Origin of the sequence: Pedobacter zeae (genome assembly GCF_014196715.1) — a bacterium.
Taxonomy (GTDB): Bacteria; Bacteroidota; Bacteroidia; order Sphingobacteriales; family Sphingobacteriaceae; genus Pedobacter; species Pedobacter zeae.
Map to the genome: position 1 here is coordinate 448,826 of NZ_JACIEF010000002.1, position 24,801 is coordinate 473,626.

The following is a 24,801-nucleotide window of genomic DNA, read 5'->3' on the forward strand; positions in this document are numbered from 1 at the left end:
TTATTGAAAAATATAGAATACGAGATTTTAAATGAATATGTTGAAAATAAAATACCTGTTTACCATTTTGTGCCTGTTACAGATAGCAGGTTCATATGCGCAAACATTTACCAATCCCTTATTATCATCGGGTGCCGATCCTTACAGTTATTATAAAGATGGTTATTATTATTATACCCACACCACCGGCAACCGGGTAGACCTTTGGAAAACCAAAACCTTGGATGGTTTAAAAGATGCGGAGCGAAAAACCATTTGGCGTGCACCTGCAGGCACCTTGTACAGTAAAGAAATCTGGGCGCCGGAAGTGATGTTTTTAAGGGGGAAATGGTACGCCTATTTTGCCGCAGATGATGGAAAAAACGAAAACCATCGTATGTATGTCTTAGAAAATGCTTCGGCCGACCCGATGAAAGGAGCGTGGATATTTAAAGGCAAAATTGCCGATCCGACTGATAAATGGGCTATTGATGGCGATGTGATCGATTTTAAAGGTCAGTTGTATATGATATGGTCGGGATGGGAGGGAGATGAGAACGGAAAGCAGGAAATTTTCATTGCCAGGCTTAAAAACCCCTGGACAGTAGCAGGCAAGCGGGTAAAGATTTCTACACCCAAATTTAGCTGGGAAAAAATTGGAGACCTTGGTGGGGGAGCACATGTTGATGTAAATGAAGGGCCTCAGTTTTTGCTGCACGGCGATAAAATATTTATCATTTATTCTGCCAGTGGCTGTTGGACAGATTTTTATGCTTTAGGTATGCTATCCGCTTCGGCTAAAAGTAATCTGCTCGACCCTGCTTCCTGGACAAAATCAGATCAACCTGTTTTTCAGCAATCACCAAAAGACGGTGTTTATGCACCGGGCCATAACTCGTTTTTCAAGTCGCCGGATGGAAAAGAAGATTGGATCCTATATCACGCCAATGATAAACCGGGCCAGGGCTGCGGAGGTTTCCGCTCGCCCCGGGCCCAAAAGTTTAGCTGGAATGCCGATGGAACACCAAATTTTGGAACGCCGGTAAAAGCAGGGTTAAGCTTAACATCACCATCAAACTGAAATAAAAAATAACCAGATAAATACCGATATGAATTTAAAAAACTATGCACTAATTGCTGTATTGAGCTTTAACATCAGTATGGGCTTTGCACAAAAAACAAAAAAAAACACCGAACCTGCAAAGGTTTGGTCAATAGAAAAAGCCAATGCCTGGTACAAAGAACATCAATGGTTAACCGGTGCAAACTATATTCCTTCTAATGCCATTAACCAGTTGGAAATGTGGCAGGCCGATACTTTTTCGCCCGATCTGATCGATAAGGAACTGGGCTGGGCCGAAGGAATTGGTTTTAATACGCTGCGCGTATTCCTATTCAGTAAAGCCTGGAGCCAGGACCCTGAAGGTTTTAAAAAGAGAATGGATCAATTTTTAACCATTACCCAAAAACACGGTATTAAACCTATGTTTGTCTTTTTTGACGATTGCTGGAATAAAACTTCGGCCATTGGTAAACAGCCCGAACCTAAAACGGGTGTTCACAACTCGGGATGGCTGCAGGATCCTGGCGATCCTGCTTTTAAAGAAGAAGCAAATTTTGCTGAACTCGAAAAATATGTGAAAGATGTACTTGGCCATTTTGCCCACGATAAAAGAATTTTACTTTGGGATTTATACAATGAACCTGGAAACAGCGGAAAGTTAGAAGCCACCATACCTTTGTTAACCAAAACCATCAGCTGGGCAAGGTCGGTTAATCCGGATCAGCCTATTTCTATCGGATTGTGGAGCTGGGGCTTCGAAAAGCTTAACGAAATACAACTGGCCAACTCAGATATTGTAACCTACCATAACTATGAGGCTCCAGACTGGCATCAAAGAACCATCGATCTGTTAAAAGCCAGCGGCAGGCCATTAATCTGCACCGAATATATGGCCCGATCGCGCAATAGCCGTTTTGCTAACATTTTGCCAATGCTAAAAAATGAAAATGTTGGCGCTATAAACTGGGGTTTTGCTGCCGGTAAAACCAATACCAAGTATGCCTGGGATACCCCACTTGCCGATGGATCTGAACCGGTTGAGTGGTTTCACGAAATCTTTCAGCCTGATGGTACCCCATACCGCCTGGATGAGGTTAACCTGATTAAAAAACTTAATAACAAATAAACATAATGGTCAGTCTGAGGAGGAATTTATTGTATAAAAATCAATATGATTGACAGTCCTCTCAGGAGTCGTCATTTCGAGCGAAGTGCAACGCAGTCGAGAACCACGGAGTGCTCCGCGAAGCTAAATCTGTCACTATAGATTTCTCCATTTCGCTACCGATGAAAAATCGGCACGCTCCAGTCGAAAAGACGATTCATCTGCGGGGGCTGTCAAGGGTAGCGGAGTCGAAGACATTTGAGTCATCAGAAACTAAGAATATTGCCATACGGAGGGTGAATTTATTGTATAAGGTTAATATTAATGACGACTTTGCCTAACCAAACCTAAACACACCAATTGTAAACAAATGAATAAAAAAGTATCTATTATTTTATCGCTGCTGGGCCTATCGCTATCCCTTTCTGCACAGCAGCAAAACAAATCATGGTCAATGGTAAAAGGGAAAATCTCTTCACCATGGGCACAGGAAGTTAATCCTAAAAATGTATTGCCAGAATATCCCCGCCCTCAGTTTGAGCGAACGGGTAACTGGAAAAACTTAAATGGCCTTTGGGATTACGCCATTTCCGAAAAATCAGGGCGCCCGGCCATTAACCAAGGAAAAATTTTAGTGCCATTTGCTGTAGAATCTGCACTTTCAGGTGTGGGTAAAACGGTTGGTAAAGATAGCCTGCTTTGGTATAAAACCAGCTTTACTGTGCCTGCAAATATGAAAGGCAAAGAAATTTTGCTTCATTTCGGTGCCGTTGACTGGAGGAGCACCGTGAGCATCAACGGTAAAGAGGTGGGTAAACATGAAGGCGGTTTCGATCCTTTCAGTTTTAACATTACTCCATTTTTAAACAAGAACGGAAATCAAACTTTAACGGTAGAAGTCTGGGACCCAACTGATGAGGGGCCTCAGCCAAGGGGAAAACAGGTGAAAAAACCGGAAGGTATCTGGTATACCCCTGTAACCGGCATCTGGCAGACGGTATGGATTGAAGCCGTAAATAAAGTACATATCGATCATATTAAAATAACACCGGATATCGATCAGCAAACGGTGGCGGTTACGCCAATTTTAGCAGGGGCCGGTGCAGGCAACCAGGTTAAGGTTTCGGCATGGGATGGTACGACAAAAGTGGCTGAACAGATCGCCGGTGGCAATGGCGCCATCCGTTTAAAAATTGCGAACCCAAAACTCTGGGATCCTAAAAATCCATTTCTATACGACCTTAAAGTTGAGCTGATTGCTAACAATAAAACGGTAGATGAAGTGAAGAGTTATTTTGCCATGCGCAAAACCTCCATAGGTAAAGATCAGAATGGTATTCAGCGCATGCTGTTAAACAATGCGTTTGTTTTTCAGTATGGCCCGTTAGATCAGGGCTGGTGGCCGGATGGGCTTTATACCGCGCCAACAGATGCAGCCTTGAAGTTCGATATAGATAAAACCAGGGAAATGGGTTTTAACATGATTAGAAAACACATTAAAGTGGAGCCTGCACGCTGGTATTACTATTGCGATAAAGCAGGTATGTTGGTTTGGCAGGACATGCCAAGTGGCGACCTGGGTAACGGCTGGGAAAACCGCCCGGGTATTTTAGATCATGGATCGGATAAAAACAGAAGTGCCGAATCTGAAGGATATTACAAAAAAGAGTGGAATGCCATTATCGATGCACTTTATAATGTACCCTCAATCGTAGTATGGACACCTTTTAACGAGGCTTGGGGCCAGTTTAAAACCGTAGAAATTGCCAAATGGACAAAAGAGAAAGATCCTTCAAGGTTAGTCAATACGGCCAGTGGAGGTAATTTTTATCCGGTAGGCGATATGATCGACCTGCACAATTACCCACATCCGGCCATGCCGAGTCCTGATTATTTTGGAAAAGACTATGCCCTTGTACTTGGTGAGTTTGGGGGACTTGGTCTTCCTATTGATGGCCATGTGTGGCAACAGAAGAATAACTGGGGTTATCAGAGTTTTAAGAACAAAACGGATCTGTTTAATAAATATGCCCAGTTTATGAAACGTTTGGCAGAATTAATCCCCCTGGGGCTTTCTGCCGGAGTGTATACCCAAACTACCGATGTAGAAGTAGAAACCAATGGTTTGATGACCTATGACAGAAAAGATATTAAGTTTTCGGAAGCGCAGATGAAAGCGTTGCATGATAAACTTGATCAGATCAGTGTGCCGGTGAAGCAATAAACTATATCAACCTGTACATTACTAAATCATTAGCCTGTATAGCAATCCGGGCTAATGATTTTTAAGCAAATGGCAGCGGAGTTTTGTTTACCTTTCTCTACCCCCTTGTTTACCCTTCTCTACCTATTCTTTACCTTTTCTCTACCTTTCGTTTACCTTTTGCTTACCTTTTCTGTACACCAAGTTAACCCCAGGTTAACCCCATGCTTACCAATTCTTTACCCTGGCCTTACCTCATTCATTACCTGAAAGGTAAAGCCAGGGTTCATTTTGAGTTTAGTTTAGGTTAACTTCGGCCGATGTTGCCTGCCAGCAAGTACCTTTAAGCGGTATTCGTTGTATTGGCCTTACATTGCCCAAGAACCATTAATTCATAAAAAAAAACGCTATCTTCCGTTGGATAATCACCTTAATTGCACTAATTCTTCACTCAGTCCTTCCAATTTTTAACCTTCAGCTCATCACCAACCTGTAGGCTACCTAAATGATGATGAAGCAGGTTCTGTCCGAACATGATTTTTTTGCCTATTGTCCGGTAGCCGGCCAGTGTTCTTAGCGGTTCTTGCCCTTTTTCCCCGGTTTGTTGATCGATCGTAGTGAGCACACACCTTGCGCATGGTTTTACTGCTGAAAACAGCACCCCGCCGATGTAAAATGTTTTAAAACGGTCTTCGATATGCGGCTCCCCGCCAGTAAAAACAAAATTCGGACGAAAGCGGTCCATAAGGATTGGTTCTAAGAGCTTTTCATTTAGTCCGTTAAGCGAAGACTGACCTATAATCAGGCAAGGGTAACCATCGGCAAAGCTTACAATTTCATTATTGAAAGCATAATCCCGGTCAACCATTCTCTTTTCAGTTTCTGGCATTTTTACCAACCTAACTTTAAACTCCAGGAAGGCTGAAAACCAATTGCTTACCGCTTTATTTACTTCAAGTGCCGTAGTGGTATCGTTCCAGATGATAACCGAAACCTGCTCTCCCGTATCTTCATCCAGTGAGAAAGAAATGTTTTGCTCAGGTAATGTTTTATGAGCAATGCTTAATTTACCACCAGCTATATTTACCTGCAACAGGGCCAGCTTACCATGTTTCCGTTGGGTGATAAATATACCTTCCTCATCAACGAGCATCCATCTTCTATCATATTGCAGGCCTCTTTCTTCGAGTTTTGCCTTTTGTAAACTTATGCCGCCAAGCGATTTGATGGGGTAAATATTGATTTCGGAAAGGACAAACTTGTTCATGCTTTAAAGGTAAAAAAACACGTCTGGATTTATCTAATAATGTGGGTGAAAATGATTAAGGTGGATTAAAGAAGTAAACTGAAATTATCAACCTGTTTTTACCATTAAGCCAAAGCGGCAAGCGATGGGCTTTTGGATGTTGAATAACCGTTGAAAACAGAAAGGGCGGCAAAATTATTTTGCCGCCCTTTCTGTTTGGTTAAGGAACTTATTTTGCTAATGAGGCCGTTTGTTCAGTACCGGTTACCGGCGAACTCATTTTTGTTTTCATTGCAGCAAACCCGTCTAAATTTAATTTTGGCGTAGTTCCCATTACTAAGATATGTTCTCCGGTAGCACCGCTTAATTTTAAATCTGCACGACCTTCAATTACAGTGTATAAGTTTTCTGTATCTGAATTGATCTCGGCAACGGCATCTCCTTTTAAGAATAATTGAAGGTATTTCGAATCCAATTTACCTGCAGTTTTTACCACTGCATTTTCAGAAGCCTGTATTCTATAAATGTTGTTTACATAAACGGTAATCTTAGCGGTATTGCCATCAGCCGAACTGATTTTTAGAGCATGTCCATCCTGGATCACTTTTACTTTACCGGTATTGTCTTCATTGTAACTTACACCTTCTTTTTTCCCTTGCACCAATGTAATTTCTACATTTCCACTTACAATAACCTGACCGATGTTTTTAGGTGCCGACATTTTAACTGGCTGTTTCTCGCTTGCCATTACACTTGTTGAGAAAATAGCAGAACTTAAAACGATAGCTGCCAATACTGATTTTGTTAGGGTTTTGATTGAAGTTTTCATAATGCTTTTATTTATATTTTTAATTAATATTTTGTGATTGTTTTGTAGATAAGACGCCCCTAAATACAAAACGTTGCAGCAGAAAATCCTCAATTATACCAACGCAGCTTAATTCTCGACGAACGGGTATAAAAACCGGGCGAAAAAGCATTCATTTTTCCGGATAAATCTATGCAGACAGGTTGATTTTCCGGATGAGGGCTCACTTAAAATTCCGGAATGATAACAATATGTTAGTAGTTTAAGGCTTTGAGCAGCAAGATCGAGACCTCCAATTAGGAGAAAGATAGTGGATAAGACTGCTACCTTTGGACAAAGTATAGCGATTGAAACGTAAAGATATTTCAATTATGGTCGAAAGGTCACCCTAACGGTTCAGGATGACTAAAATTTAATTGATAGTTTTTCCGATACAAGCACATTGTTTTTGTAATACTCGAAAAACCAATTACCATTCTTTTTTATAACGATACCATTCATACTCCCGCTGTTCGAAATATAACAATCCTCAACTGAGGTTTTTAGCAGGGTCATGATGATTTTAGGCGTTGCATCTATCAGTTGGTAGCCATTGCTGATGGGCTGTGCATACAACAGTGCTTCTTGTGCTTCTGTTTTGGCCGCAACCGGCTGATTAACAGGTAAAGGTGTTGTTTTAACCTCTGCGTTTGCGTTGGTTGGTGCCTGGTTGCTTACCACTGAAGGGTTGCCTGCAACATATTTAAAATCGTTAAAGGAGGTCAAAGCATCTTTCAATGCCAAATTATAGGAGGTTTCATATTCTTTCTCCCTGCTTTTGCCAGGCTTGCTCTTCATTACTACTGCCCCCCTGCAATCTTTAAGCAAAAGGGTAACGTTCGTCACAAACATGGTATTGTTTTCCTGCAGATCTGCTGCCAGGGCCTTACACCTGTCGGTTGCAATTTCCTGGGGTATTTCTGCATTATCAAAATACACCGTAAAGCCTTTTTCCTCAAAAAATGTCTTGATGAGGGTATTCAAGCCGTATCGGTTAACCTGCTTAAGAAAACTGAATTTCTCGGGCACGATGATGTATTTGTAGTTTCCGGTATTAGACTGTGCCTGAACTGAAAAAGAGATGGCTAAAAGGACAATAAAAAGATACCTTTTCATAACGGTTAATGGAGTTTGGACAAGACCCGGCTCAATTTATAGAATGAAACGGAGAAAATCAAATTTATCGTTCAGCAAGATAATCCCTGTCAATTGCTGATCACCAGAACAATCGATTGAATTGATCTGATACCGCAAGTCAAAAAAGAATAACTGTTTAACCTAATTCGTTGCATTAATCAATTCAATTGTTTATTATTATGGCGATTAATGATCATCATCTAACCATAACGCTGCATTTGTGGCGTGTAATAAACCAAATATTCCAGAAAAATGGAGGAGCGCAAACTTATTAAATTACCTGCATGGGCCCATGTTAAATTACCACCAACCATGTGGTTTGCAGATGGAAATTTTCTCCATTGAGCCTCCTTTTTTTATCCAGAAATCAAAACCAATTTAACCTAAATCTGAGCATATGCTTAACATTCAAACCACAAAACTATTTTGGGCGAGCTGCCTGGCCTTACTGGTCACCTCGCTTTCCTTTGGCATCCGTGCTGGGATAATGAACCAGCTCGGGATCGATTTTCAACTCAGTACTACCCAATTGGGCACCATTACAGCTGCTGCCTTCTGGGGATTTCCGCTAGCCATTGTGGTTGGAGGATTTGTAGTGGATATAATAGGCATGAAACGTTTGCTGATCATGGCCTTTGTTTTTCACCTGGCCGGAATTATCCTTACCGTTTTTGCCCAGGGCTATTGGAGCCTGTTTTTATCTACCCTGCTGATCGGCATTGCCAACGGTACTGTAGAGGCCGCCTGTAATCCATTGGTAGCCGCTTTATATCCTGAAAATAAAACCACCAAACTAAACCATTTTCATTTATGGTTTCCAGGAGGCATTGTAATCGGTACATTACTGGTTACCCTGTTTGTTCAGCTTGGACTTGGCTGGAAGGTGCAAGTGGCCATGATGATTATTCCTACGCTAATTTACGGGTACCTGTTTTCGAAGCTGGATTTTCCCGTTACCGAAAGGGTATCATCCGGTTATTCCAGTTCAGATATGTACAAAGCAGTATTTTCTCCTTTGTTTATCTTTATGTTCATCTGCATGTTCGGTACGGCCATTACCGAGTTATTTACTGGCCAATGGATAGGTTTACTGCTCAAAAACGTAACCGATAATGCCATTTTATTGCTTACCCTTACCACTGGAATTATGGTTATTGGCCGGGGTTTTGCAGAGCCTGTGGTTCACCGGCTTGCTCCTCAGGGCGTACTGCTTTTATCAGCAATATTTGCTGCAGCCGGACTTTACATGTTAAGCACCTTTACCGGTAATTCGGTTTTCTTTGCCGCCATTATTTTTGGTATAGGCGTTTGTTATTTCTGGCCTACCATGATCGGTTTTGTGGCCGAAAATGTTCCTAAATCCGGGGCACTTGGCTTAAACCTGATGGGAGGTGCAGGGATGTTTGCTGTTTCTATTTATACCATATTTATGGGTAGTTTTTACGATAACCTTATTGTTAAACATTTACCTGCCGGGGCATCTTTAGATGCTTATTTAAAAGCTCCTGAAAATTCTGCGTTTGCGCAGGCACTCTCCAATGCCAAAAACCTGGCCGGCCCGGAAATTCTGCGGGCTACGCTGATTATCCCGGTGATACTCATTGTGGCTTTCGGCGGATTGGTGATCTATATGCGCTCCAGGAAAAAGAGCAGTGCCATAGCCGCTAATTAAAAGATAACAACTTTATAGGTTTTGGTGCCCATGCAAGAATAAGATCTACAGGTTTATGCCGCCAAATTGGTCATAAACTTGTAGATATCCAGTTTTTTGGAAAGGGGGAGGAACACGATATTATTCTTCCACAGATTTAATTACAGCAACGGGCTGCCAGGCGGGTACTCATATGGAGCTTTACCTGCTTCAAAAATCCTGGTGTATTCACTTCCTTCTGTTGTGATTTTGTTATTTAATATCCTGATCCAATTGCCTTCACGTAAGCCTATTACCTTAATGTTATTTTGCGTTAAAAATTCCATAATCCTTGTTTCCCGTGTTTCGCCATTGTGTTTTAACTCAGGATTTGGATCAAGATAATGAGGATTAATGTTAAAGGGTACCAGACCCATACACTCAAAAGAGGCAGGATATACGATCGGCATGTCGTTGGTGGTTTTCATATTCAGGCCACCAATGTTGCTTCCGGCGCTACAGCCCAAATAAGGCTTACCTTTTCTGATGTTTTCGCGTAAAACATTCATCAATCCGAGCTCATGTAATGTCTTTACTAATAAAAAAGTATTGCCACCACCTGCGAAAAAGCCTTTGGCCATGTTTACCGCTTCAATAGGATCTGCAAACTCATGCAGGCCTTTTACGTTGATATTAAGGCTAGCGAAAAAATCTTTGGCTTTTGAAGTATAGGCTTCATGCGAAATACCTCCGGGCCTGGCAAAAGGAATAAATATAATTTCGTCTATCCCCGAAAAGAGCGTAATCAGCTCATCTTTCAGGTATTCGAGGTAGTTGCCACCAAACAGCGTGGAGGTAGAGGCAAGGATGACATTCATTTTTGTTTTGCTTAATTGGCAATTATAAGCTTTTTTGCCGAACAATTGTCCTTTAAATCAGTAACCAGACTTCGTACCGATTGATGGTTACTTGCTGCACACGATATCAAATTGAATTTAATGAGGTGCCTGGAAGTAATAGAAAATGAGGTGAAAAATACGATGAAACCTAATGCTGCGGATCAGATACGGTGGTTGCAGAAAGATATTTTCTTCTATCGCTTAGCCATTCCTTCATTTTTGGAAAAATATACAGGATCGCAAATGCCAGCATGGAAATAAGGGCCTGCAAAGAGAGGTTAATCTTTGTTACCGGGTGAATATCTACTTCGCCCATTACCACGTACAGGCGGTATATACTTCTTATAATGATCAGGATCAACAAGTACCTGCTCCATTCGAACCTGCGCTTGATAAGGATAAAAAGAAAATAGCGCGCGATTAGTATAGCTATAAAAATAACCAGTTCTTGCGTGCTCTTATAATCGTAGAAAAACAAGTTTACTATCCCGATTAAAAAAGTAATTAAAATAAGATTTGAAGATAAGGAATACTTATTCTTCATTAATTTAAAATTTATCACTTAATTAGGTTTAGGGCGACAGATGGTACAAATGTCTTGATAATTTTTTTAATAAGGTAATTTTGATTGTCAAAGAAATCTTAAAGTGTTGATATTTATCAATAGGGGAAATAGTTGCCCAAAAAAAAGCGGATTGCAATTTGGCAATCCGCTTGATGTTATATTGGATAGAATGTTATCTTAAGATTTTATAACACGGTCTTTGATCTTTACGGCAGGGTTACCTTGGTAAATGGAATAGGCCATTAAAGTTTGGGTAGCCACACTGCCCATTGTTAAAACAGCATGGCTGCATAGGGTTACCCCCGGACATACCTTTGCGGTAGCTCCAATCCATGCCCCTTCTTCCAAAATGATCGGTGCCACCATTAAATTAAAATTTGTACTGCTAAAGTTATGATTGCCGGTTATTAACACTGCTTGCTGTGATATACAGCAATTTTCACCGATAATTACACGCTCTAAATTTTCGATGTAACAATCTGCAAGCCAGCTATAATTACCAATCTCCAGTTTCCAGGGATATTTAACATGAATGCCCGGTTTAATGCGTACATCCTTTCCTATTTTGGCCCCAAATAACCTTAATAAAGCCACTAATACCGAACTGAAGGGCATTACCCGGCTTTTAAAAAACAAAAGATCCGTAAAATACCACAGCAATTGCTTTAAGGTAGTTGCCCCAACCTTAAAATCGCCGGTATCAAAATTTTTATGGAGCCTGGTTTTTAACAAAATCTAACCTTTATTATTTGAGCGTGGTTTACTGTTGTTTTTAATCCAAAAGTATAACATGGTAAACACGCAGATGTATACAATCACATTAAAAACTTCGTGGTGGTAAGTAAAATTATGCCGCTGTGATTTAAAGAAACCAAGAAGTACACCCAGTCCCGCTATCCGGAGAACGTTTAAGATATAAATGGCAACAATGCCAATCACCAGCATTTTAAAGGTCGATTTCCAGGAAGCAGGAAAAGCCAGTACAAATGCAGCTAAAAAACTCATAACCCCCAGCCCGAGGCAGGAATAGTTAACCCTTAAATACGGGCCTGCAACTACCATTATATCCATTTCGTTATAAATGGCATAAAAGCCGAAGAGTTTGATGATCCACACTGCAGATACAATAAGAGACGATTTTAAACCTTGTATATAGTTAAAATGTGTGGAGAGATAAGCATTGTAATACTTCGAACCCGGAGTCATTACACTATTCATAAACAGGTTGCCCTGGCTGAACAGGATGTAGAGTAAAAATAATAAGATTAAAAATTTAATGGCCTTTTTATTGGCCTGTTTTTTAGCTTCTTCTGGCGTCATATTTATCGGCAGTTTATATTTTATCTGCTTGTTTCTGCAAAATCTTAATCTTTTTATCTACCAGCTGCCTGAACCAGAAGCCCTGCAGATAATGAAATTTAATACCGGTAGCGCCCTCAAATATACCCAGTTTAAAAAACATTCGGTAACTAAAATAGAGATAGGGACGAAAACCAAGCGGAAGTTTCCACCACAAACGCTTTAACCAGGCCCGTTTTTCATCAGGACTGCCCAATAAATTGGGGGTAACGCGCTGAACCCTTAATTTTTGCATCCTTTCTAATTCTTCCCTGGCAACCAGGTCGCTATAGCGCTCGTGTTTGCTTTTCCAAAAAGCAATATCGTTTTCTTTCAGGTTTTCTTCCAATAGCCAGCCCTTTTTCCATATTTCGGTTTTACCGGGAACGATAAAACGGTGATCCATATTCTCGTTCAGATCCGAAAAACCAACACCGGTTCTGAACATTTTTAAAAGATAAAATGGGTAAAAGGTACCAAACCGGATCCATTTCCCTTGGAAAAAGTTTTTCCGGTTAAAATAAATGCCGTTGATATCACGATATTCATCGTTATTAAAATTCGCGAGCATCCGAAAAAGCTCGGGGGTAACAATTTGATCGGCATCCAAGCCAATGGTCCATGGTGTGGCGATCTGAAAGTTTTTTAAAGCATGATCCCACTGCTTGGGGTGGTTTTCGAAAGGGTTTTGCAGCACTTCTGCACCATAAGCGGTACCGATTTCAAGGGTTTTATCGGTGCTGCCACTATCTAAAATATAAGTTTTAGCATTCAGGTTTTTAATCGATTCCAGTAATCTGGGCAAATGAATTTCTTCATTAAAGGTAAGTATAACGAAACTGAAATTTTTGTTCATGCCATTTGATAGTTCAACCAGTGATTGAATTATAGCTTATGTCGTTTTATAAAATTCGAGATATTCTCTAACTAATGCATCATCACTAAAATCTCTTCGGATAGTTAAAGGAGCAATGTTACGGATATTCTGCCTTTTTTCAGGATCTTGGTATGCCGCTGTAATGTTCTTTTTTATGGCTGCTGTATCCACACCCGTAATCCAGCCAAGCGCCTTACCATTCACATAATCCGATAAACCAACTTGCTCGCTAATCAATACCGGGGTGCCAACACTCAGGCTTTCTACCACCACATTAGCGAAATTTTCGTTATAAGAGGTAAGTACAAGCAAATCATGTGCGGCCATTAGAGGGTATTTATCTTCATTACCGACCTGCCCAATCCAATAAATTTTATCGCTTAGCTTTAATTCTTTTGTTAAAACCTTCAGGCTTTGTATGTATTGTTTTTCACCAGAGCCAGCAATCGTTAACTTCCAGGAGATATCGACTGTAGACAATGCTCTAAATAAAAGCTCAAGCCCTTTTTTTTCCTCAATACGCGAAAGAAAAATAAGCTTAAAAGAATCCTCAGTTTGATGCTTTAAATCCGGTGCCGCAGATTTGAATTCCTGTGCTTCTGATCGTAAACTCACCAGATTGGGAATTACCCTGATACTTTTTGGCTTTACCATCTTCAAAATATCTGTTTTCTCCTGCTCGCTGGTGGCGTGTATGTGGCAATATTTTAATAGCTGGTTTCCCACCAGTTTATGGATGATTCTTTTTGAAAAGGAATTCCTGTTGCCAAGTGTGTAGGAGGTAAGCATGCCGCGGGGAGAAAGTACCACAGGGATACGATACCATTTTGAAATAAAGCAGCTGAGCAACGAAACCAGATTCCACCAGGCGTGTATATGAATAATGAGTTTAGAGTTTGGGGTTTGGAGTTTGGACATTTCGATTTTATTCTCGCCCTGGGCTCCCGGTTGATCATCCGGAGTGCAACTAAGGATTTCTTTCCTTAATCTCCACAATAATCCCGGCGAAAAGTGGCTATGATCTTTGCTCCAACGTTTAAAATAAGTAACAGGAACCCCTTCAATCAAAACCGGAAAATTAGTTTTCACATCCAGTTCATTTCTGCCGTTGGCCGTAGTTGTTAATACCTGAAGATCAGGTTTCCCTATGCCCAAGGCCCAACGTTTATCGTCTACCAGGACTTCACACAACTTCCCCACACTCTGTATTGGTCCACCGTAAATGTAGGCTGGCTTGTAAGAAGCTGTAATATGAATGATTTTCAATTTTTTTGATTTAAATACTAACCCTTTAAACTGCTAAACGCTTTAATCAAACACAGGCTTTAAAACTTTTATTGTTCTGAGTAAGGCATACAGAAACCACATGATCACGTAACCCCAAAAAATGTTATTGAACATAAATTCAAAGTTGTTACCCCGCCAAAGCCCCTGAAAAATGCTGTTGAACATAATGACACAGCCCAGCTCATAACCCCCGAATATTTCTTCGGCTTTATCTGAAAGGTGTTGTACCAGCATGCCATAGAATAACATAAAAAAGAAAACGCCGGGGATACCGAAACTCAAATAGGCATCAACTATTGGACGTGTTTTAGCTGAAACGGCCGACATTTTATTAGCAACTCCAGCATCATAAACCCGTTGCATCGAAACCGTTTCCATATTGGGCTTTCCTGACCAGAAAACCCTTGGAATCAATCCTTCTAAAGAATTTTCTATAATTTCCCAATCGTAAAAAGGGTGCCGACTTGGTACATAATCTACAAATTGGGTAAACATTTCTATTTCACTCAGCCGTTTCGTCATAAATTCCCAGTTTGTTTCTTCAATCTGTTCTTCGTTTTTCGAATTTAAATTCTCAAAAGCTTGATTTTGTGCTTCCTCTGCACTTACTTCCCCACTCCAGCTTTGCCGAACGGTATTGTTATAGGTGGGCAAAAAATAAAGCAGTACATAAGCGACCGGAATGGCTAAATAGAGTATTATCTTTTTGAAATAAGGAAAAAATACACAAGCCAGAATAATTACATTGGTAATGATCGGTTCTTTGTATCCTGATAATGAGGCGTGTATAAAATTGATTGTAAAAATTGTAGCGCCTATGCCCAGGTATTTAATGTTTTTAGTGTTAAATCCTTTAACGAATAATACGGCTGCACATGATATACCGATTAAGGTGAGTGGGAGAGCCATTTGATTTAAGCCTGAGAAACGCTGGCAGATGGAACCAATTCCAAATACAATAATACTGAGCCAAATTAAAAAATCATCGTCATCAAAAGTTTTAACACTTCTGATTTTGATGTGATTTTTTTGAACCAAAAGTATACCCGTAACCAATGCCGCGTGTGCCAATAAATTCATGCGCTGGCAACTCGCTATCAGAGCCGTTTGTTCACTTTCCTTAAATTGTGCACCGTAATTCACTTCAGTGAAATACCGGTACCCTAAATGATCCATAAAATAAAATACAGAGGTGGTACACATAAAGCCAGCAAAAATGAGCTGTGTAAGGAAAATAGGCCGCATAATTTGCTTATGGATAGGCAAATCTTGATTGATAATTGCTGCGGGTGATAGTATGGTAGTGTAAAAGATAAAAAGCGACCCGAACCAGGCGACAAAATAAGATATGATCGGGCTATTGATTAATATATAGGAAATCAGAACCGGCAGGTACAAAGTTAAGATCAGTTTGGTCGGATTGTTATTTTGCATGTTTATTTTCGAGGGCATCAACAATCACAGTCACTTGTTTTTCAAACGACCATTCCTGTATGATTTGTTTAGAAGCCATTCCCATTTTGGTTAGTTTAGCCTTATTTTCAGTGAGCGCTTTTAATTTTTGTTTAAGATCAGCTAAATCACCCGATTTAAATACCGATCCGTTAACTCCCGGTTTGACCAAATCATCAGCACAACCAACCTTATCCGATACCATTATTGCTTTTCCGGCGGCCATGGCTTCATTTACGGCCAATCCCCAGGTTTCTCCGGGCCCTTGCGAAGGTAAGCAGAATAAGTCACAAGCTTGATAAACAACAGGCATTTGACTTTGATTCTGAAATTCCATAAAATGAATTGTGCTTTTTACATTTTCGTCCCAACTCCCAACTTCCAACTCTGAACTCCCAACGCTGTAATCCTGAGCGTAGCCCAAGTACCCTTTCTCCGCTACCTCTCCAACTTTCTTTTTTAACCTCTCCTGCAACAACCCATTTCCAACAAAAAGCAAATGTGTGTTTTTTAACCTGAGATCTATGATAGCATTTAATAAAAGTTCAGGATTTTTTTTTGGCTCTAACTTTCCCGCAAAAAGTATTAAAATTTCATCCCCCTTGATGCCGAGCTGGGTCCTAAACAATCGGGATTCTAAGATCTTTTCTTCTCCAAATCTATCATTATCGATAGCATGCGGAGCAAAAACCAATTGTTCTTCTTTTAAGCCAAAATGCTTAAAATAGGCTTTGTTGGCTGAACCAACATAAAATGCTTTATCGATATGGCCGTAAACCCATTTTAGAAAGTATTTTCTTAATAAGCTTTTAAGGCTTTTTTGCTGATCAATTAAAGTAGAATCGCCCCTGAAGTAAACCGGGATTTTACCTTTAAAAAAACTTAAGGCCTTTAAATGGCTTTTCCAGCCCCAGCCGTAAACCAAAATGGCATCAGGTTGATAGCTTTGTACGGCGTTGATTAGATCAGGGTTTATAATTCCGCCGAAATGATGAGTGCCCTGGTTTTTAGCCTTGTTTTTTAAAAAAGTGTAATCATAGCCATCAAGCAGGGGAATATCCCATTCTACGCGTTGATTAAAGCCCTTGTCGTACTTATCAAGAGACTCTTTTCCCCAGGAATAAAATACCTTTAGTTGAACTTTTTTTGCCAATAATTTGAAAACCGGTGCGTAATACTGGATGGGATGAGAAATAACTATTGCTAATTTTTTCAATTAAATAACTTCATTAAAAACGATAAAAGATTCTGCACGCTCAACTCTTTCTTTTGTGAATTCTATGTCCCTGATATAGATTGAATTATCCGATTTTAAGCCAATAGTATTAAGCTCTCTTTTAAAAGGATTATAAGTATAATTTTTGAAACCATAGGCTAAAAGTTTCAAATGGATTTCATGTTCATCATAGCCATATCTTCCACCGCTTCCATTTAATTCAATTATAACTGCTTTTAAAGATTGATCAGATAATAATAAATCAGCTCCATTTAATACTTCACTTTCAAATCCTTCTACATCTATTTTAATTAAAATGGGACCCTTATCTGCAAAGCATTCATCCAGGCTAACAATAGGGACTAGCACAGAACTTTCTATTTTTTCATCACTAGCAATGGCATGATTGGTTGTATCTTCTGTGTGGCTAAAACGGATGGATTCGCTTTTACTACCGACGCCTTTGTTCTCTGTTTGCACCAATAACTCCAAACCGTTTAGTGCGATGTTTTGCCTTAATATAGAGAACGTTTCTGGGATAGGTTCAAATGAAATTGTTTTTGCCCTACAGATTCCTGAAGCTAATAACGTATAGGAACCTACATTTGCTCCTATATCAAAAAATACATCACCCTCATTTAGAAAATGAAGTAAAAATCCCATTTCATTAAACTCGTGCAGACCTGTGTATATATTGCCAGTAATTCCTGTAAGTTTCTGTTTGGCAAAAAAACAGATATGATGTAAAAACTTAACGGGTTGTAAACTCGGGTTGAACCTGGTTTTTATTTGCCAGGTTATAAATCTGAGATAGGCTTTGATAAGATGTTTTTTAGCAAGAGGATGCGTATGTATAAAACCGAAAGTTCGCTTTATGATTTTCATTTAGCAATAATCTGATTAAATAATTTAACTTGGCTTTTGGTCAGGTTTTCAGCCGAATAAGCTTCAAAGATCAGCCAATCAGTTTCGAGCTTTTTTAATTGCCCAGTAACGGCGCTAAACAAGTATTCATAAATCTGTTTGATTAAAGTGTTTTGTTCTGATTCTAATGAAAAAACTGTTCCAGCATTGCAGTTCTTAATGATTTGGCCTGCACTACTTTTGGGATTAAACAATGCCAATAATGGTTTATTAGCCAAAATATATGGAAATATTTTTGACGCTGTATATTGAGCATCATTTGAACCAATAATTAGCAGATGGTCACTCTTTAATAGTCGGTCAATACTTTTGTAAAAAGCAATACGATCTGTTTGTTCGTGTACGTATCTTGAAATACCAATTTCATCAGCAATTGGCATAATGCTCTGTATGCCTTTCCCCTTAGATGCATAGCTTGTTCCAATAAAATTGAATCTTATTTTATTAAAGATGTCTGCATTTTCAGTAAGTCCTTTTTTAAATGCTGTAAACAGCAGTTTTAAAGAATCAACCATATCTATTCCTCCTCTTCCGATGTAGGTAAAGTTATAAGTTCCCTGCTCTTGGTGGTGTGTAATGTTAAATAAATCAGAGTTTTCTTTTATTAGATCAAAATCTGCTTTAAAAAAGCCAAAGGTGATGACTTTCTTCGGTATTGAAATCAAATGGGGATAGCGAAGCACTAAAGTATCAAGGTAACTTTGAGAAACACTAATTAGCCCGCTCACACTATTCATAGCAATAGGCTCTAAAAATTTATTTAATCGATATGAAAACCAATATTTAGGCGGCCGTTCATTTTTAGGTTTAGCCTGATAGTATTCAGAATGCCATGGATCTTGCATGTCGATAACATAAGGGACACCATATTTTTTTCTCCAATAGGCGCCCAAAATCAAAATTGGAAATTGAGTGGTAGAAAAATAAATGAGATCAAAATGTTTATCTTTTAATAGCTGATTGACTTTTTTTCGATAATAATACAAGGATCTTAACGCTATACTTCCTAAACCAAATTTACTTGTCAAGTTTTTGGGCAGGGCTTTGACAATATGGACTGGGATGTCTTTTGGTATTGATTTTAAGAGTAATGGATCTTTGACACAATCTGCAAAATCTGGATTTACCGATACAACTTCTGGTATCCAACCGTAATTTTCGAAAAAAGGCACGCTCATCCTAATGCGTTGCATGTCTGCGGCGTTACAAGGAGGAAAGTATGGTGAAATAATAAGAACCCTTTTCAATTAATACAGTAATATTTTGAGGTTGGTAGCAAATTGAAGAATAAAGCTAAAACATAGGCTATTTTAATGATTGGGGAGGAGTGGTCCAGAATCAATAATATGCCGGCTGTTAGGTAAATAGTTGCCAGTTGGTGTAACTCAGCTATTCGTTGATATAAAATGGCCATAGGAATTGGTTCTTCTCAAAAGAAGAATAAATGACAGTATCCAACGAATTAAGATGGGTATTATAGCTTCTGATAGACAGTATATATAATCCCGTCAAGCTCTACCATTTCCAGACAGTATCCTTTGTTTAAAACTAAGCAGTTGTAATAGATTTTATAATTTCTAATTAATTTACAACCAAATAGCAAATCTTTTTGCCAGGTTATGAGCTGGTTTTTCAATCAATAAATAGAAAATATGTGATAAAGTTACTGTAATTACAACAATCGGGATTACATTTCTATTATCGAATGATAAGAGTTGGCTCATTATCACGATCACTAAAGGATGGATAATATAAAGTGAATATGATGATTTGCCTAAAAGTTCTAAGGGGCGAAAAGGTGTTTTATTTCTGAAATAGATAATCTCCAACCGAAGCCAGTAATAAGACAATAGGGCAAAGAAATTCATAGAGATAATAAAGCTTAATAAGTACTCTATTTTAAGGAAGTTGAATAAAACTGCTGTTAGGAAAACCAATATTCTTAAAAAAAAGATTCTTTTTGATTGTACGCGTACTTTCTTGTTGATATTTTCGGCAATTAGTACACCTAATAGCCAGCAGGGCAAACCAATTATCCAAGTAAACAAAGGCCCCAATTGCCAATAATAGCCATGGTAACCAATGGGTGATTGTGATATCAATGCATGGATATCGCTAAAAGCAAAGAAGCTAATTGTTATTAGAGAAACAACGAAGCTGAATATAAATTTTATATCCCATGATTGTTTAATAACCAACATAAAAGGGTAAAGAAAGTAATAAAATAGCTCACAAATTAAACTCCACAAAACCGCTTTTTCTGGATGGTTGTATTTATAGCCAAGCAGATAAACAATAAATAATGGAGCGAGAATTCTAACAAACCTGCGGGCATAGAATTTTTTAATGTCGAGTACTTGGTTTTTTGAGGTAGAATGAATTAAAAAACCGGATATAATGAAAAATATGATTACTGCGGCAGTTCCATTAAATGATACTCTTAATAATTCGGCAAGGGATCTTGTAAAATCCGAATTTAAACTCTTTTCATAATTAGGGTGAGTAAACACATGAGACAGCAGAACAATTAGTGCGCAAATAAAGCGAATAGTATCCAGACCTTTAAACCACGCCTGTGCTTTACTTTCCAACATTATCTTGAATTATGGTAAGAATTTTTTTGCTCTCAATTTCCCAGTTTAAACTATTTTGCCCTAATTCATAACTGGCTTTTTTTGTTGTCTGTAGTTCAGCCCGATTCTCATGGTAATAGGTTATTAGCCTAGAAAGATCTTGTACGCCCCTGTAAATTTTACCAACCTGAGCATGGTCCTTCATAAATAATAATTGTGCACGTGTATCACTGGCCAATACAAGTAATCCACATTGAATATAGGTGAATATTTTATTGGTTAAACAGATATTCCTGTTTAATGGATAAGGTATTTCTGAAGCTAAGCCTATATCGCATCTAGACGCAATTTCAAAAATAGTTTGGATGCTGACAGTACCATGAAAAATAACTTTATTTTGCTGTGTTAACCCTGCCTTTTGCAGCAGGTCGTTTTTATAAATTGGGCTGACTTTGCCAACGAGATGGAATTCAAAATCAAATAGGATTAATTTTAACGCATCAAAAATGTTTTCGAGTCCGCGACCGGGGCCAATGGTTTGCGAAAACCAAAATAGTTTAAGGGGGGCCTGTTGATTGAAGCTTATTTTGCGATCAATTTTAGGAAAAACATTCAAGATGGGCGTAACGGATAAACTATAAAGTTTTTGATATTGGGCGGCTATTAATGGACTAGCTGCACTTAAATAGTTAAGCTTAGGAATAAATTCATCTTCAATAGCACACTTTAGCTTTACCTCAGGGCTATAAGTATCATTGGTTATTTCATTGCGATGAAAATCTTCCGCATCGAATCCACAACGCACACCATTTTTTTTTGCGGCATTTACTGTCACAGGCAAAGCACCGATATTGTGTCCAATATAAAGATTTGCTTTTATTGCTATAGCCTTTTTTAGTTGCCAGCTATAATTTCTATTTAGGGATAATATGCGGTTGGGCAGCAAAAACCTGGATATTTTTTGCTTAAAACCATAAAATAGTTTTATGGCTTTCGATATTGGGCTAACGCCCGTCCAATTGAGTACATTATACGTCCATTTTGGATTTTCTATTAAGATTTGCTGATCGAAGGCGATCAATTCTGCTACATATTGCGTAAAAATAACATGTACGTGAAAGCCAGCATCAGAAATGGCTATCGCCTCCTTAACTATCCGAGGATCCGAACAGATATGGCCAGGGGTGATTAAACAGATTGTTTTTGATTGTACTGAATCCATTTATCGTAAACAACTGTGCTTAATTTTTTTCTATAGTCCGACCACTGCCACTGGGTAGCGCTTTGCTGAGCCTTTATGCCAAAAGATTTTAGTTCTTGTCGATGACCCACACACCATTTCATTTGGTTAATAAGCGCCTGCAAATCACCTGCGGCTATTATCCATCCATTTTCATTGTGAGTTATCACATCTGGACCACAGCAGGCATCTGTAGCAATTACAGGTATACCACTTGCCATCGATTCGGTAACCACCATTCCAAATCCATCAGCCAACGTTGGCAATACAAAAACATCAGCATTGCTATATAAAGTCATTAACTCATGGTGGGGGATATTGCCTTTAATCAAAATGTTTCCGGGTAAGTTTGTTCTCATCGCTTCTGGAAGTGTCATTTTTCCGACAAGGATTAACTTTGCCTCGGCTGAGGTAAAATTGCAGTTTCGCCAGGCTTCATACAGGAGATGAGAACCTTTTCTGATAGATTGATTACCCGCGTATAAAAAAATGACAGGTTTATTCTCCTGATCGCATTTGCTAATCTCTTTTACTGGAGGAAATCCCAATGGTATAACGCATATTTTATCTTCGGCCACACCGCCAGCTACCAAAGTCTTTTTTGTAAAGGTCGAATTACATATAACCACTGAAGCTAATGCAAGTTCTTGGTCTCTTCTGCGGTTTCTTCTTTCTGCTTTTTTATTGACCAATAAAGAAGTTGAACCTGTTTTGAGCATCGGGTATAATTCAAATTGATTTTCAACAATTGCTGTAAAGTAACTGTGATGTTGGCTTGGTTGTTCGTAAACTGAAAAAATATTTAATGATTTGGCTTGTTGTAAACTGGCCAGTGCCGCGTGCTCGTAAGTATGTACAACATCTGGTTTATACTGTTTAATGGCTTTTGCTACCCATTTATCGAAACTTAGCTCCGCCCATTCCCAAATCAAATCTGTTATTATGGCATTTGTTTGTCTGGCAGCAAAACTTCTGATCAGTTCCGGCAAGGGCCGGCTTTTAAATTTTTCAATTGCAATTTCACTAAATCGTCTTCTTTTAATCAATTCTTTAATACTTCTAATTGCTGATAATTTATTAGAAAGCGATGCATCTGGATGATCGAAAAAGGTTGTAAAGAAATAAAGTAGAAAGTTTCTCTCTTCATAACCAATCACATTTTGTTTAACATGAGGTGCTATAGAAGGATGTGCAATAATCACTTTCATTAAAATTTCTGATATAATTTTAGGTACTGTTGCGTAATTTCCTCAGCAGAAAACCTTGCTTTGGCAACCTGATAAACTTGTGCGCGGCTTATTTTTTTTATTTCAGCCATTCTCTCAACTAGCTCTGCGGTTTCGCTGGCGTAATAGCCTGTGATATTATTTTCAACGACTTCTATGACCGCACCTTTTGACAGGCCAATAACAGGAGTACCGCAGGCCATCGCTTCAACCATAACAATGCCGAATGGCTCTTGCCAGTGGATAGGCATCAAAAGTGCGGCAGCTTTACTTAAAATCTCATTTTTTTGTATATCATTTACTGCGCCTACATAATTTATCTGCTCTCCTAAAAAGGGTTTAATCTCTTTATCAAAATAGGTTTGTTGCCCATTGGGAATATTGCCGGCAATTATCAGTCTGCGTTTAGTTTTCAATGCAATTTCAATGGCTGTATGTGTCCCTTTTATGGGCTCAATTCTGCCTAAAAAAACCAGTGGAGCGTCGTCTTCAACTGATGTGGTATAACTATATTTTGAAAAATCAACGCCATTATATACGGTGTTAGCAGGTGCAAGGGATAAAATTTGATTGGTGATGTAGTTGCTGCAGCCAGAAAATCGCATTGACCCTTTTTTAGCTAATGCCATAGCTCTTTTGATCTGTAGTAAGGTTGGCTCTCTTTGATAGCTCATCAGTTTCGCTATTTTTAATGGCATTAATGGTAAGAGATAAGCCAAGCGGCCAAAACTATGGACAATGTCGAAATTTTTAAATGCTGTTTTTTTTGTTATTAACCAGCTATTTTGGACAATCGTTGCTTTGGAACTTTCTGATGAAGAATAAGGCTCTAATTTACATGGAACAGAAGAATCACGATTGGCAAACAGAGTAACATCATGTCCTAGGTTAACCAGTTCACAAATTATCATGTGTACAATTCTTTCGATCCCTCCATAATACAATGGGGGAACGGCAATTTCCGGATCGGCGGTGATTGCGATTTTCATATTTTAACTTGCAGAATTTGCAGCTGAAGTGTTGCTATATATTATCTTTTTGCTAATAGTTATAAATGGTTTTTCTATCATTAAATAAAAAATATAGGAAGCAAAAATACTAACGGTCAGGGCAATAACCACTAACGTATATTTTTGAATGGTTGTATGGGTATAGCGGATACCCAAATTAATTATTTTACCTCCGATGGGTACATGGATAAGATATAGAGAATAAGAAATTCTCGAAAAAAAATTGATTACAGTATGCTGATAACGATAAAAATGAATAAAGAGTAAGCCAATAATACAAATCATTAAGACAGCAAGGCCCAAATTATAATAAATCAATCCGGATAGCAATAAAATAAGTACCCAATAGCAACTTTTATGAAATAACTTCAAATACTTAAAATAATAGGTTCCAATCCCTAATCCAAAAATAGAAAGATACGGAAAAATCAATTCTTTACTGCCTGTAGGAATAAACGTGCCAATAGCAAATCCTATTATAAAAAGAAAAATTCCAACTTTTGAGCAATTAAAAAGCGGTAATAATAGCCCAAGTAATAAATAGAATTGAAACTCTATGCCTAATGTCCAGTAAACAACATTATAATAATTACCTAATCCAAAATTATTGAGGTACCCCAAATGGAAAATTAAGTTTATCCAACTGAATTCAACAATATTTGCTGTAAATAGGCTTGCTGCTACGTTCAATACCAAGAGCAGAAAAATAGAAGCAATGTAAGGTGGCTCGATTCTAATGATTCGTTTTTTAAAAAACGTAAAGGTATCTTGATAACTGTAATTATTAGGCAGGGAGTAGCAAATAATGAAACCTGAAATCATGAAAAAAAGATGTACCCCTAAATAACCATAGCGAAAAATAGACTTTAAGAGGTTCTCTTGAGGAAAGAGGTTCGAATTGCCACAATAAATATGAAAAATGCAAACTGCCAACGAGGCCAGCGCTCGGAGTAAAGAAATCTGAGGGAGAAATTGTTTAGGCAA

General features: G+C 38.6%; 22 protein-coding genes. 4 read left to right on the top strand and 18 right to left on the bottom strand.

Annotated elements, in window-relative coordinates; all coding sequences use genetic code 11:
• The first annotated feature begins 37 nt into the window (after positions 1 to 37).
• The 3 genes from GGQ60_RS08425 to GGQ60_RS08435 all read left to right on the top strand — a co-directional run bounded on the left by GGQ60_RS08425 (position 38) and on the right by GGQ60_RS08435 (position 4,371).
• Positions 38 to 1,060, top strand: a complete 1,023-nt coding sequence (locus tag GGQ60_RS08425; protein WP_183762324.1) for a glycoside hydrolase family 43 protein — start codon at positions 38 to 40, stop codon at positions 1,058 to 1,060.
• A 28-nt stretch (positions 1,061 to 1,088) separates the two neighbouring features.
• Positions 1,089 to 2,168 (top strand): glycoside hydrolase 5 family protein, encoded by a 1,080-nt coding sequence (locus tag GGQ60_RS08430; RefSeq protein WP_221235916.1) that lies wholly within the window; start codon positions 1,089 to 1,091, stop codon positions 2,166 to 2,168.
• Positions 2,169 to 2,517: 349 nt separating this feature from the next.
• Positions 2,518 to 4,371, top strand: a complete 1,854-nt coding sequence (locus tag GGQ60_RS08435; RefSeq protein WP_183762327.1) for a glycoside hydrolase family 2 protein — start codon at positions 2,518 to 2,520, stop codon at positions 4,369 to 4,371.
• A 430-nt stretch (positions 4,372 to 4,801) separates the two neighbouring features.
• On the opposite strand, the gene GGQ60_RS08440 is transcribed toward GGQ60_RS08435, so the two are convergent.
• From GGQ60_RS08440 to GGQ60_RS08450, 3 genes are all read right to left on the bottom strand, one after another.
• The gene (locus tag GGQ60_RS08440; RefSeq protein ID WP_183762330.1) at positions 4,802 to 5,617 is read right to left on the bottom strand and encodes an MOSC domain-containing protein; all 816 of its coding nucleotides are present in this window, start codon (positions 5,615 to 5,617) and stop codon (positions 4,802 to 4,804) included.
• 208 nt (positions 5,618 to 5,825) lie between these two features.
• On the bottom strand, positions 5,826 to 6,425 hold the full coding sequence (locus GGQ60_RS08445; protein ID WP_183762334.1) for a GIN domain-containing protein: 600 nt from the start codon (positions 6,423 to 6,425) through the stop codon (positions 5,826 to 5,828).
• 384 nt (positions 6,426 to 6,809) lie between these two features.
• A complete protein-coding gene (locus GGQ60_RS08450; protein WP_183762337.1) occupies positions 6,810 to 7,559 on the bottom strand; it encodes a hypothetical protein in 750 nt (249 codons plus the stop codon).
• 418 nt (positions 7,560 to 7,977) lie between these two features.
• On the opposite strand from GGQ60_RS08450, the gene GGQ60_RS08455 reads away from it, so the two are divergent.
• On the top strand, positions 7,978 to 9,252 hold the full coding sequence (locus GGQ60_RS08455; protein ID WP_183762340.1) for an MFS transporter: 1,275 nt from the start codon (positions 7,978 to 7,980) through the stop codon (positions 9,250 to 9,252).
• A gap of 140 nt (positions 9,253 to 9,392) precedes the next feature.
• Here the strand turns inward: GGQ60_RS08455 and pepE are convergent, their stop codons facing one another.
• From pepE to GGQ60_RS08530, 15 genes are all read right to left on the bottom strand, one after another.
• Complete coding sequence (gene pepE, locus GGQ60_RS08460) at positions 9,393 to 10,088, bottom strand: dipeptidase PepE (protein WP_183762343.1); 696 nt, start codon at positions 10,086 to 10,088, stop codon at positions 9,393 to 9,395.
• A gap of 169 nt (positions 10,089 to 10,257) precedes the next feature.
• A complete protein-coding gene (locus GGQ60_RS08465) occupies positions 10,258 to 10,653 on the bottom strand; it encodes a hypothetical protein (RefSeq protein WP_183762346.1) in 396 nt (131 codons plus the stop codon).
• Between the two features lie 198 nt (positions 10,654 to 10,851).
• Positions 10,852 to 11,406 carry a WcaF family extracellular polysaccharide biosynthesis acetyltransferase gene (locus GGQ60_RS08470; protein ID WP_183762349.1) on the bottom strand — a complete coding sequence of 185 codons (555 nt, stop codon included), beginning with the start codon at positions 11,404 to 11,406 and terminating at the stop codon, positions 10,852 to 10,854.
• Positions 11,407 to 11,409: 3 nt separating this feature from the next.
• Positions 11,410 to 11,994, bottom strand: coding sequence for an exosortase Y (gene xrtY / locus GGQ60_RS08475; RefSeq protein WP_183762352.1), 585 nt, complete (start codon positions 11,992 to 11,994; stop codon positions 11,410 to 11,412).
• Positions 11,995 to 12,007: 13 nt separating this feature from the next.
• Positions 12,008 to 12,868 (bottom strand): glycosyltransferase family 2 protein, encoded by an 861-nt coding sequence (locus GGQ60_RS08480; protein ID WP_183762355.1) that lies wholly within the window; start codon positions 12,866 to 12,868, stop codon positions 12,008 to 12,010.
• 36 nt (positions 12,869 to 12,904) lie between these two features.
• Positions 12,905 to 14,155 carry an XrtY-associated glycosyltransferase XYAG1 gene (locus tag GGQ60_RS08485; RefSeq protein WP_183762358.1) on the bottom strand — a complete coding sequence of 417 codons (1,251 nt, stop codon included), beginning with the start codon at positions 14,153 to 14,155 and terminating at the stop codon, positions 12,905 to 12,907.
• A gap of 42 nt (positions 14,156 to 14,197) precedes the next feature.
• A complete protein-coding gene (locus GGQ60_RS08490) occupies positions 14,198 to 15,610 on the bottom strand; it encodes an exosortase Y-associated Wzy-like protein (RefSeq protein WP_183762361.1) in 1,413 nt (470 codons plus the stop codon).
• A complete protein-coding gene (locus GGQ60_RS08495) occupies positions 15,600 to 16,844 on the bottom strand; it encodes a glycosyltransferase family 4 protein (RefSeq protein WP_183762364.1) in 1,245 nt (414 codons plus the stop codon). The genes GGQ60_RS08490 and GGQ60_RS08495 overlap by 11 nt, the downstream gene beginning before the upstream one ends.
• Positions 16,845 to 17,729 carry an FkbM family methyltransferase gene (locus tag GGQ60_RS08500; RefSeq protein WP_183762366.1) on the bottom strand — a complete coding sequence of 295 codons (885 nt, stop codon included), beginning with the start codon at positions 17,727 to 17,729 and terminating at the stop codon, positions 16,845 to 16,847.
• Positions 17,726 to 18,961, bottom strand: coding sequence for a glycosyltransferase family protein (locus tag GGQ60_RS08505; RefSeq protein ID WP_229685038.1), 1,236 nt, complete (start codon positions 18,959 to 18,961; stop codon positions 17,726 to 17,728). Before GGQ60_RS08505 ends, GGQ60_RS08500 begins: the two co-directional genes overlap by 4 nt.
• Positions 18,962 to 19,354: 393 nt before the next feature.
• Entirely contained in the window at positions 19,355 to 20,362 is a 1,008-nt protein-coding gene (locus GGQ60_RS08510) for an acyltransferase family protein (RefSeq protein ID WP_183762370.1), read from the bottom strand.
• On the bottom strand, positions 20,349 to 21,563 hold the full coding sequence (locus GGQ60_RS08515) for a glycosyltransferase family protein (RefSeq protein WP_183762372.1): 1,215 nt from the start codon (positions 21,561 to 21,563) through the stop codon (positions 20,349 to 20,351). Before GGQ60_RS08515 ends, GGQ60_RS08510 begins: the two co-directional genes overlap by 14 nt.
• Positions 21,530 to 22,789 carry a glycosyltransferase family 4 protein gene (locus GGQ60_RS08520; protein ID WP_183762376.1) on the bottom strand — a complete coding sequence of 420 codons (1,260 nt, stop codon included), beginning with the start codon at positions 22,787 to 22,789 and terminating at the stop codon, positions 21,530 to 21,532. Before GGQ60_RS08520 ends, GGQ60_RS08515 begins: the two co-directional genes overlap by 34 nt.
• The gene (locus GGQ60_RS08525; RefSeq protein ID WP_183762379.1) at positions 22,789 to 23,796 is read right to left on the bottom strand and encodes a glycosyltransferase family 4 protein; all 1,008 of its coding nucleotides are present in this window, start codon (positions 23,794 to 23,796) and stop codon (positions 22,789 to 22,791) included. The genes GGQ60_RS08520 and GGQ60_RS08525 overlap by 1 nt, the downstream gene beginning before the upstream one ends.
• Before the next feature lie 3 nt (positions 23,797 to 23,799).
• Positions 23,800 to 24,801, bottom strand: coding sequence for an acyltransferase family protein (locus GGQ60_RS08530; protein WP_183762382.1), 1,002 nt, complete (start codon positions 24,799 to 24,801; stop codon positions 23,800 to 23,802).